The organism is Pseudoalteromonas sp. N1230-9, assembly GCF_032716425.1.
Lineage (GTDB): Bacteria > Pseudomonadota > Gammaproteobacteria > Enterobacterales > Alteromonadaceae > Pseudoalteromonas.
In genome coordinates this window covers 711,502-723,180 of the sequence record NZ_CP090419.1, presented here as the reverse complement: position 1 = coordinate 723,180, position 11,679 = coordinate 711,502, and the positions used below count along the sequence as shown (strand labels likewise).

Genomic DNA, 11,679 nt, shown 5'->3' with positions numbered 1-11,679 from the left:
TTAAATTTCTAACAACGACAAAGGAACTAAAATGCGTAAACTAACCTTCATCGCAGCTGCGGTCAGTGTTGCATTACTTGGCGGTTGCCAACAAATGCAAGAGCAACCGACATCAGCGCCAAGTGTACAAAGCCAGCCTGTGCAAAGTGAAATAGATAAAGCCAATGCGTTTTTCGAAGACACTTTTAATCGCGATATAATGAACAGCCCTGTATCTCAAACCTATATGGGTATTAAAAAAGATTACGGCAAATGGGATGATGGTAGCGAAGAGCGTGCTTTAGCTGACTTTGAACAAAAAAAAGCAGACCTAGTCGCACTGAATGCAATTAACCGCGACTTACTTGATGACGCCACAAAAGTTAGTTACGACTTAAAAAAACAAGATCTTGAAAATGACATAGCTGATTTCAAATGGCGTTATTACAACTACCCTGTAAACCAAATGTTTGGCGTTCACTCAATGATCCCTGCTTTTCTAATCAACCAACATCAAATTACTGATGTCTCTGATGCGAAAGCATATATCTCGCGTTTAAACGGTGTCACAACGGTTATTGATCAACTAATCAAAGACCTTGAAGTACGTGCAGACAAGGGCATTATTGCACCTAAGTTTGTGTTCCCACATGTTGTTGATTCAAGTAAAAACATTTTACATGGCGCACCATTTGATTCTGGTGATGACTCAACACTTCTTGCTGACTTTAAACGTAAAGTTGCAACACTGGATATTGCCGACAGTGAGAAATCAGCGCTAATCAGCGATGCTGAAAAAGCCCTAAAAGCAGCTGTGAAGCCTTCTTACACTAAGTTAATCAACTTCTTAGCTCAGCTAGAAAAACGTGCCGATGAGCGTGATGGTGCATGGAAGTTTCCTGATGGTGAAACCTTCTATAACAACGCATTAGCACGTACAACAACCACTGAGCTAACAGCAAAAGAAATTCACTCTATTGGCTTAGCTGAGGTTGCACGTATTCATGATGAAATGCGCGCTATCAAAGATAAAGTAGGCTTTGAAGGCGACCTTCAAGCATTCATGCAATTCATGAAAACAGATAAGCAGTTCTACTACCCAAATACAGCAGAAGGTAAACAACGTTACCTTGACGAAGCAACAGCACTTATCGATAACATGAAGACACGCTTAGATGAGTTATTCATTGTTAAACCTAAAGCAGGTCTGAAAGTGAAAGCTGTTGAAGCATTCCGCGAAAAAGCAGCGGGTAAAGCCTTCTACCAACAACCTGCACCAGACGGCTCACGCCCAGGTATTTACTACGCAAACCTGTACGATATGGAAGCGATGCCAACATACCAAATGGAAGCACTTGCTTATCATGAAGGTATTCCAGGTCACCACATGCAGATTGCCATCGCACAAGAGCTTGACGGTGTACCTAAGTTCCGCAAGTTTGGTGGCTACACAGCCTACATTGAAGGCTGGGGTTTGTACTCTGAGCTAGTACCAAAAGAAATGGGCTTATACGAAGACCCATACTCTGATTTTGGACGCCTTTCTATGGAGTTATGGCGAGCTTGTCGCTTAGTTGTAGATACGGGTATCCATGCAATGAAGTGGACACGTCAAGAAGGCATCGATTATTACGTTAATAATACGCCAAATGCGACCTCTGATGCCGTTAAAATGGTTGAGCGTCACATCGTAATGCCTTCTCAAGCAACCGCTTACAAAGTGGGTATGCTAAAGATTTTAGAGTTGCGTGAAGCAGCAAAAGAAAAACTTGGTGAAAAGTTCGATATTCGTGAGTTCCATGATGTTGTACTTAAAAATGGTGCTGTACCACTTAACGTTCTAGAGCAATTTGTTGATCAGTGGGTTGCTAAAAAACAAGCCGCTTAATAGCATAATTGATTAAAAGGCCGCTTTGCGGCCTTTTTTATTACTGATAAACACGCTATAAATAGCTATACCTACCCCAAAGAATAATAATTGAGAGACTTCATGCTAAGCGCTATTGAACAACTTAACAGCCGACTCCAACATCATCAGTTAAAAGAATTACTCACTGATTACCAAGGTTTGTCGAGCGTATTGCAAGCAGCGCAGTTACAACACCTATATCAATTAGCAAATAGCAGCGAAGTAAAATACCTATTTTTACAAAATGTTGCTGCACATTTGCTCGAAGCAAGCCCACTTCCTAACGAAGCTGTCGGCTTTATTGATGATATCGACAAACTCAGTTTTTTCACGCCAGGGCTCAAATTTCAAAACGCTTTTAATATTACAGATCAACAGGGTAACAACCTATTACATCACCTGTTTAGCCATTGCCAAGCAAATAAACTCCCCTTTAATTACTTACGCTCTCTGATGTTATTTGAAAGCAATGAAAGCTTAGCTGTCGCACTAAAAGCGCAAAACCAACAAGGGTTAACCCCGATAGGATGTTACATTGCTTGTAATAACAACACACAGATGCCAGCAAAACATGAGTTTTCTGCTTTACTGGCAATGATGGAAGTAGATCAAACACATCATAAAAGTGCAAGTCATGCTTTACTCACCGCTTTAAAGCGCTTTTATGGTGTTAATAAACCAAGCTTAACAGAGTCTAAGATACTCCTGTGTGCAGCCTACTTACAAACTCCAACTAATATGATTGTCGCTACACTACGCTAGGTTAATTAGTCAGATAAGTAATATTCAACGCTGGTAACGACTCGCACCTTTTTAAGCTGCGGTGTATTAGAATCCCTATCTGAAATCGAAAACTGACCTTGACGAGCTGTTTTGATTTTACCAAGTTTAGACTGTGAGTCTTTGGCAAATTTCATCGCCACTTCGCGGGCTTTTTCTGTCGCTTGCTGAACCATGGCAGGCTTTATCTCATTAAGGCCATTAAATAAGTATTGAATGCGTGTTTCGTAATTGTCTTGCACTATAGCAATTCCTTGCTTTGCCAACTGATTAACTTGACTCAGTGCGTGTTGAACTTTTTCAATATCATTAGAATAGACGATAACATTGGAACGAGCGATATAACGAAATTGCTGATTTTCTCCACCATATTCGCGTGCTTGCTTGTCAATTATTGACTGGCTGCCCGTGCTAATTTCTTCATCGCTAAAGCCATTTAACTTCAAAAACGCAACGACCGCATCGTTTTTATTTTCAACACGCCCGACTAACTTTTCAAGGTTATTATCGGCATCAGAAAACTGTAACGGCCAAATAACGGTGTCTGCGGCAACTTCCATTTCAGCCAAGCCTTTAACTTGTACAGTACGCTCCATGGCTTTTACATCAAGCGCAGCACTTTTTAAAATAAAGCCCAGCCCCAATAAACCAATCGTTAATGCAATCGCGGCAATTATGACATTAAACGGCTGCGCTTTATTCATGCTTATCTCCTTGATGTAGGTCACTGTTTTTGACTCGAAAAGTCGCAGTAAACAGGTTATCTTATATAAAAGGGTTATCTTATGTATATAAACTTAACAGACCCTGAAATGTTTACAACTAAGCGCAAGCGAAGGAAATAGCATGAGCGTTAAACGTATTAGCCAATTTTTTAATCCATCTTCAGTCGCTGTCATTGGCGCGTCAAACTCACCTAATCGTGCTGGTTTTGTGGTTATGCGTAATTTGCTACAGGGTGGATTCAAAGGCCCAATTATGCCGGTGAGTTTAAATCACAGCGCAGTGCATGGTGTGCTCGCTTACCCGAGTATCGCCAGTTTACCAAAAGTGCCAGACCTTGCCGTTATTTGTACTAATAAAAACACCTTAATAGACATAATCAAAGAATTAGGTGAGCTTGGCTGTAAACATGCTGTCATCATCGCAGCAGGCCTCAACCCTGACCAAAAGCAGCATTTAAAAGACGCTGCACAGGCAGCAAATGTGTCGTTACTTGGGCCTAACTGTTTGGGGTTGTTAATTCCTCACATTGGCTTAAATGCGAGCTTTTCGCACACGGTTGCAAGTCCTGGAAAACTTGCCTTTGTTTCTCAATCAGCCGCAGTTTGCTCCACAATTCTTGATTGGGCTAAAAATAAAGAAATTGGCTTCTCGTATTTTGTCTCTGTAGGTGACTGCATTGATATCAATTTTGATGAACTACTCGACTTTTTAGGTCGAGATGCCAAAACCAAAGCTATTCTTTTATACATTGATAACATTGAAGATATCCGCAGCTTTATTTCCGCAGCACGGGCAGCCGCATTCAGCAAACCTGTCATTGCGATTAAAACCGGAAAAACCAGTGCAGGGGCACTTGCTGCTGAGATTCACACTGGGGGTAAACAAAGCTCAGACGCAGTGTACGACGCACTTTTTCAACGCGCAGGTATGCTAAGGGTAAATGACCTTAGAGAGCTATTTGCTGCAACACAAACTCTAGCAATGCACCCTAAACTTCTAAAAGTTGAACAGCTCACTATTTTAACAAATGGGGGGGGCCCTGGGGTCATGGCTGTGGACACGTTATTGCAAAGCTCTGGTAAACTCGCGGAGCTAAGTGATGAAACACGCTCAGCACTAAATAGAGTGATCCCACAATCAGAGATGACCTCAAACCCAGTGGATATTTTTGGTGACTCTGCTCCGAGGCGTTATCAGCAAGCACTCGAAATCTTACTGCAAGCAAAAGAGGTTAAAAACTTACTCATTATTCACACTCCGTCCGCGCTTGCGCCGAGTGAGGATTACGCAGAGATCATTGTCGAAACCTTACAAAAAATCCCAAAAATGGCACGCCCTTATGTCATGACTAACTTTATGGGTGAAGACGCCGCGTATGCAGCACGCAAAGTCTGTGCTAACAATGCGATTCCAACTTACCGCACCCCTGAAGGGGCGGTTGGTGCATTTATGCACTTGGTCAGTTATCGTCGAAATCAAAAGCACTTAACACAAACGCCAGAATCCAATACCGATGATGCTAAAATAAATAAAGAAGCTGCGCGCGCTGTAGTCAATGAGTTTTTAGCGGAAGAACAAAGCTATTTATCAACCCACGAAGCAAGTCAAATTCTTACTCACTATGGCATTGACTGTATTCAAACTGAGGTTGCTTACACGCCAACGGAAGCAAAAGAGCAAGCTATCGAACTTGGCTTTCCTGTGGCATTAAAGTTAATTAGCCCAAGCATTCCATCAAAGTCAGAAGTAGGCGGTGTGGTACTTAACCTAAATGATGCGCAAGAAGTCGAACAAACTGCCTTTGCGATGCTACTTCGTATCAAAAACACCTACCCTGATGCTCATATTGAAGGGTTTTCGCTACAAAAAATGGCACCGCGGGCTGGCGCCAATGAACTGCGCATTGCAATTAAAACAGAACCCAACTTTGGTCCCGTTATATTGCTGGGTGAAGCAGGCACTGGGCTTGAGTTTGGGCAAGCTGCTGTAGCGCTCCCTCCTTTGAATATGAATCTGGCAAAATACTTAATTGCTGCGGCACACGATAAAGGCGTGCTAAAAGATAGAGTACTCCCTGAAAAAGTCGACAAGTACCGTTTATGCGCTCTACTAACACGAATTTCTCAGTTAGTGATCGACCAGCCTGATATAACCAGTGTTGAGCTTAACCCTATTTTGGCTAGTAACGGTCAGTTTTTAGTGCTTGATGCCACCATAGGACTCAGTCGTTATAAAGCCAAGGCAAACCGTAAACGTCTATGTATTCGTCCTTACCCTATTGAATTGGTGAAAGATGTAACGCTTAAAAACAATACCCAAGCGCAATTGCGGCCAATAAAGCCAGAAGATGAACAAGCACATTTAGAGTTTGATCAATCTTTAACTAAAGAGGATAGATACAAGCGCTTTTTTGGTGAGCTGCCTCAATTTAATCACGATCAACTCGCAAAAATGACGCAAATTGATTATGACCGAGAAATGGCGTTTATTGTGAGCCAAGAACAAAATGGTTCAGCGTGCACCCTTGGCGTTTCTCGGGTATTAATGGACCCTGACAAACAAGAGGCAGAATTCGCGATTGTGGTACGCTCAGACTGCCAAGGTTTGGGGCTCGGCAGCATATTAATGAATGCTGCCATTGAGCACTGCAAAAACCAAGGAGTTAAACAAATTGCTGGTATAACATTACCGGAAAATACAGGCATGATAGAGCTTGCCCGTAAACTTGGTTTTAAAATCACTCGCGACTTTGAAGAAGGCAGCATTAATATGGTGCTACAGTTAAACTAAAAAACGGATCATTATTGTGCATCGTTTAAGAAATTATACTGCCCGTGTTTTTGAAGGGAATGGTAAATACCGCAGAGTAGGTCGAGCACTCGATGTGTTCTTGATGTCACTTATCATGATCAATGTTATTGCTATTGTATTAGAGTCAGTTGGTCCTTTGGCAAAGCAATATCATCAGGAGTTTTTAACTTTAGAGTTGGTATCGGTCGCCATTTTCACCTTAGAATACATATTAAGGCTTTGGTCTAGCGTGGATAAAAGCGTGCATAAAGAAAGCCCCTTAACGAACTCTAAAATTCGCATAAAGTACTTATTTACCCCATTAGCCTTAATTGATCTGATTGCTATTTTGCCCACTCTGTTAATGGTATTTGTGAGTGTTGATTTACGCTTCTTACGTGTTCTGAGGCTAATGCGTATTTTTAAACTCACGCGTTACTCACGTGCCATGCAACTGCTTCTTAATTCATTTCGTGAAGAAAGCAGCTCCTTACTCGCCGCATTTTTTATCATGGCAGTGGTATTAATCATTGCCTCATGCGGCATTTACTTAATAGAGCATGATGTACAGCCCGATAAATTTGGCTCCATACCTGCAGCAATGTGGTGGGCAATGGTTACACTGACAACGGTTGGTTATGGCGACGTTGTGCCAATAACTCCACTCGGGCGGCTCTTTGGTGGTGCAATCACCTTAGTGAGTATGGGCATGGTCGCAATTCCGACAGGTTTACTCGCGTCAAGCTTCTCTGAGCAATTACGTAAACGTAGGCAACTATTTACTGATGCCGTCCACGAAGCGATTGAGGATGGCCACCTGACCCCCGTTGAGCAAGAGCACTTAGAGAACTTGCGCTATAAACTCGGGCTGAGTCAGCAAGAAGCGAATAAAGCGATTCATAATGAATTAAAAAACCGTAACCGTAGCCTTTATTGCCGCCACTGCGGAAAACGCCAAGACTAGCATTTTAATCGCGCATTAGGGTTTTATTCAGTAAACTCATCTTGCCAATAGGCGTTTAATAATGGGCTAACCGAGTCGCCAGGTACAGGCTTACTAAATAAATAACCTTGAAAATATTCGCACCCTAATTGGCGTAAAAAGTGAAGTTGTGTCTTATTTTCGACCCCCTCAGCGACACATTCCTTCCCTAAGCTGCGAGCAAGGGTTAGTGTCGAATTAATAATCGCTTCATCATCTTTATCAATACCAATATCATGTACAAAGCTCTTATCTATTTTCAACACATCGACAGGAAAGCGTTTTAAATAGGTGAGTGACGCGTAGCCAGTTCCAAAATCATCGATATAAATTCGACAGCCTAACGCTTTAAGTTTTTCCATACTCTGCTGCGCTTTATTTGAATCATGCATCATCACGGACTCTGTGATCTCAAAAACCACAGCACTTGGCGGAATTTCTGATGTATCCAGTGCCTGATGAATATTCTCAACGAGATGAGTACTTTCAAAATCAAGCGCTGATAGGTTAATTGAAACATATAACTCAGGGTGTGTTATGCGCCACTGACGAAGCTCAATCAGTGCTCGAGATAAAGTTTGCAGCATAATTTTTGTGATTAAGCCCGAGCTTTCAGCGGCGTTTGCAAAATCTTCTGGTTGGTAATTATCATTACTAGGCCAACGTAGTAATACTTCAAGACCTGCAACTTGCTGCGTTTTTGCACTAATAATTGGCTGATAATAATTACAAAATTCATGCTCTTGATATGCTTTGCTTAATTGAGATTCTAAATGCAAGGTGCGTTGAACTTGCAAGTTCATCTCCTGCTTATAAAACTGATAGCTCCCTTCAACATGTCCTTTCGCATGGTATAGCGCTACATTTGCAGCTTTGAGTAATGCTTTGGTGTTGTTAGCATCATCAGGGTAAATTGCAACGCCAACACTCAAATTAACTTTAACGGCTTGCAAGCTAAGCTCAATGTGGCTTTCAACACTCTCCATCACACTTGCACACAATGCGAGTATCTCATCTATACGCTTAAAGTCCTCTGCAAGAATCATAAACTCATTGCCGTCAAACCGAGCAAGACTATCTTGTGGACGTAGTACCTGCTTTAAACGTTTTGCAACCCGCTTTATAAGCTCGTCAGATTCTTCATGTCCTAGCGAATCATTAAAATTTTTAAAACGCTTTATATCTACATTCAATAAAGCCGCTTTTGTACGATGATAATCTGCTTGCTCAATGGCGTGATTAACACGATCACTAAATAAGGTTTTGTTAGGCAAGCCAGTTAAGCTGTCATAATTGGCCAGAAGATGAAGCTCATTCTCAGCCAGCTTTTGTGCACTAATATCAGTAACAATAATCACATAGCAATCTAATTGACGATTACTGCCAGCGACTGCACTTATCTTAATGAGCACTTGACGCTTTTCGCCACTGGCAACCGCAACAACATCCTCTGCAGAGAAATGTTCACCTGATTGCAATTTTTGCATGATCCTTAAGTAATGAATACGTGCAGATATAGATAAGCCTAATGTTAGAGAGCGGCTTGAACGAGGATCCGCAGGGAAAGCAAAGGCATCTTGAAATGATTTATTAGTAGCTCGAATACGTAAATTTTTATCTAAAATAAAGACCCAATCACGCGTTTGTTCAAAGGCTGCACCAAACAAGCGCGCGTTTTCCTCGAAGACAAGCTCACGGGTCATATTCGTATAAGTTCCAGCTACTTTCTCAGGAACATTCCCATGCCATTCAACGACCTTACCGAAATCTTTATACCAACGCCATTGACCATCCGCATGACGTAGCCGATAAGTACAATTAAAGTAACCTTTTTCAGTTGATAAAAACTCTAACCATTCAAGGCGAAATGTTTGTTTATCGTGAGGATGTATCTTGGCTAGGTAATCATCCAAGTTGACCCCATCAACATCATAGCCAAGCTCATTCTTAAGCCTTGGTTGATAGATAATGAGGCTTTTTGATGACCAATCCCACATCCCTGAGTGGCTTCCTTCTAATGCGAGCTTAAGACGGGCTTCACTTTCTTTACTCTCTTTGTGGGCAGCAAGGAGTATTTGTTGCGTACGATTTCGTCTGTAAGCCCACGTTGCGACCAGTAGAGCAATCAGCAATATATATAAGAAAATAAAATGAGGGGCTCGCCAAAGGGGGTATTTAACTTCTATATTTAAAATCGCAGGTGGCGTTAGCTCACCTGTCAAAGGGTCTTTTGCCCAAACTTTTAAATGATATTTGCCAGCACTTAATTTAGGAAAAAGAACGCGATTATTGTTGCGAGTATAAGTTTTTTGGCCATCCCCTAATTGATACTCGTAAATAATTCGCTCTTGGTAGTTAAATGCCATCGCTGAAAAGGCCACTTCAAGGCCGATATCGTCGTGTTCAAGCACAACACTATCAATGGGTTGTTTGAGCTCTGCTGGTAAATCACGAGACATGAGATCAAGGTTCGTAATATTGACATGATCAATTAAAGCTTGTTGATAGTGGTTATCCATTGGGTAAAAATAAGTAAACCCTTTCAGCGTACCATAGACTATTTGCCCTGATTCTAGTTGTGTGAATGCCCCACTATTAAACTCTGTTGAAAGTAACCCTTCAGCCCCTGTAAATTGTTGGAAATGTAAGTTTTCGGGGTTCAAACGCCACAAGCCTTTGTGGGAACTCATCCAAATCATACCGGCTTCATCTAACACCATGTCATAAAGCAAAGTGCCGAGTTTATTTTTTTCTAAATCGATTGTGTAGATATGCTCATAAGTCGTTGCATCAAGACCTATTAAGCCGAAATTAGATAAAGATAACCACAATACATTGTTGTTATCGATAATGTAGGACATAACATTAACAGCGACGTTTTCATGTTGCTCAGGAACAGTATAAATTGTTGTTAAGTCAAAGGTCTGCGGGTCTACTTGATACAAAATTCCCGCATTATAAAAAAGAGGTGCATCCGGTTTACTTGATAAGGCAGGCAGAAAGCCATAGGCCAAAAAAGGTTCAAACTCATCAAATTTGCCACCTAAACGGGTCACTTTTTGGTTATCAATATTATATGCAAACATGCCATAATCTGGATGGACATAAAGTAGATCCCCCGTTGGCATCAATAACACACCATGCACCCAATCATTAATTAGAACTTGCTGTTCAGGATCTGCTGTTTTGACTGGATTAGCTTGTCCTGTTGTCGGATCAAAGCTAAAAATACCACGATTAGTGTGCAACCACAGTTTACCTTTGTAAGGCATGATTTGATAAACGCTAAATTCTGTTGTGATCAGATCAACTTGATAGTTTTTTAGATATACTTCACTTTCATAGGTATCTAAATCGACGGCAGTTAACCCATTATGAGTGGCAAGCCAAAGGCGGCCTTGATACTCAGTCAGCCCCCAAATAGAGTGATGTGATAATCCATCGCCTTTAATTGAGCTAGCAACAACATTAATGAAGTTATAGTTATCGTAGGACAAGTAAAATGCGCCATCATTTTTAGTTGCCAGCCACATACCACCAGATCTATCTTTCACTACATCGATAATACTGGTGTCAGCAAGCGTGTAACCGCTCTTTTTCAGGCGGGTATTTTTTATCAACTCTCTCGTTGCTAGGGTATAATCAAATAGCCCTTTATCTGTTCCTAAGGTCACTTTTGATTCTTGTTGAATGATTTTCCAAATATTTAAATCACGTACAAGCAGCTCATTATTAAAGGCAATATCAGGTGTTGTAAACATCTTATCAAGCTGGCTAATATCAACCTTATACAAGCCTTTCACAGCACCCACTAATAAGGTTTGGTCATTGACGACAGCGAAAGACTTTACATAATTTTGATATATGTGGGCTGGTTTATCTTGCAAATGTTCAAGCTTTCTCACTTTTCCCGAAGCAATTTGGTATACATATGCTCCGTTACTTGTGCCCATAAAAATATACCCTTTATAAGGGTATAGCTCGCGAATGACACTGCTTTTTATTCGCTCTGGAATCTCAAATAATGAGGTTACTTGCTTGGTTTCTAAGTCAAGCTTTGCAAAATCCTGACCTCGCCCTAACCAAAGCGTTTTATCATCTACCGCAACCATGCTGAATACCGATTCAATGAATATTTGCTCTTCGGTAGTCGGTTTCGGGATAAATTGCTCATATGAATCTTCGCTAGGGTCATAACGAAATAACCCTGCTTGTATTGACGCTATCCAGATATACCCTTGTGGGTCTTGATAAATACGATCAATAATTGCGTCTTCAAGCTCACCGTTGGGGCCTTTAATGTTAACAACTTCATAACCATCATAACGGTTAAGTCCGCCCTCAGTTGAAAGCCATAAGTAACCGCTGTTATCGATGAGCATGGTGTTGACATAACTTTGCGATAAGCCTTCACTTGTTGATAAACGTTTGACCTGTGCAAAGCTGATTTGACTAGATAAACAGGCTATTAGAATGGTACAGAAGATAATTCTGGATAAAAACTTAGTCATTA

General features: G+C 41.2%; 6 protein-coding genes. 4 read left to right on the top strand and 2 right to left on the bottom strand.

What is annotated here, in order from left to right; all coding sequences use genetic code 11:
• The first annotated feature begins 31 nt into the window (after window positions 1–31).
• Both LY624_RS03440 and LY624_RS03435 read left to right on the top strand, forming a co-directional pair.
• Window positions 32–1,867, top strand: coding sequence for a DUF885 domain-containing protein (locus LY624_RS03440; RefSeq protein ID WP_341803873.1), 1,836 nt, complete (start codon window positions 32–34; stop codon window positions 1,865–1,867).
• A 102-nt stretch (window positions 1,868–1,969) separates the two neighbouring features.
• Window positions 1,970–2,650, top strand: coding sequence for a hypothetical protein (locus LY624_RS03435; RefSeq protein WP_341803872.1), 681 nt, complete (start codon window positions 1,970–1,972; stop codon window positions 2,648–2,650).
• Between the two features lie 5 nt (window positions 2,651–2,655).
• Here LY624_RS03435 and LY624_RS03430 read toward each other — a convergent pair whose 3' ends face one another.
• Window positions 2,656–3,372: an SIMPL domain-containing protein gene (locus tag LY624_RS03430; protein ID WP_193988347.1), complete on the bottom strand. Its 717-nt coding sequence runs from the start codon at window positions 3,370–3,372 to the stop codon at window positions 2,656–2,658.
• 142 nt (window positions 3,373–3,514) lie between these two features.
• Here LY624_RS03430 and LY624_RS03425 point away from each other — a divergent pair, with 142 nt between their 5' ends.
• Window positions 3,515–6,184: a bifunctional acetate--CoA ligase family protein/GNAT family N-acetyltransferase gene (locus LY624_RS03425; RefSeq protein WP_237120148.1), complete on the top strand. Its 2,670-nt coding sequence runs from the start codon at window positions 3,515–3,517 to the stop codon at window positions 6,182–6,184.
• A 16-nt stretch (window positions 6,185–6,200) separates the two neighbouring features.
• Window positions 6,201–7,148, top strand: coding sequence for an ion transporter (locus LY624_RS03420; RefSeq protein WP_445936720.1), 948 nt, complete (start codon window positions 6,201–6,203; stop codon window positions 7,146–7,148).
• A gap of 23 nt (window positions 7,149–7,171) precedes the next feature.
• Here LY624_RS03420 and LY624_RS03415 read toward each other — a convergent pair whose 3' ends face one another.
• On the bottom strand, window positions 7,172–11,677 hold the full coding sequence (locus LY624_RS03415) for an EAL domain-containing protein (protein ID WP_341803871.1): 4,506 nt from the start codon (window positions 11,675–11,677) through the stop codon (window positions 7,172–7,174).
• Window positions 11,678–11,679 lie beyond the last annotated feature (2 nt).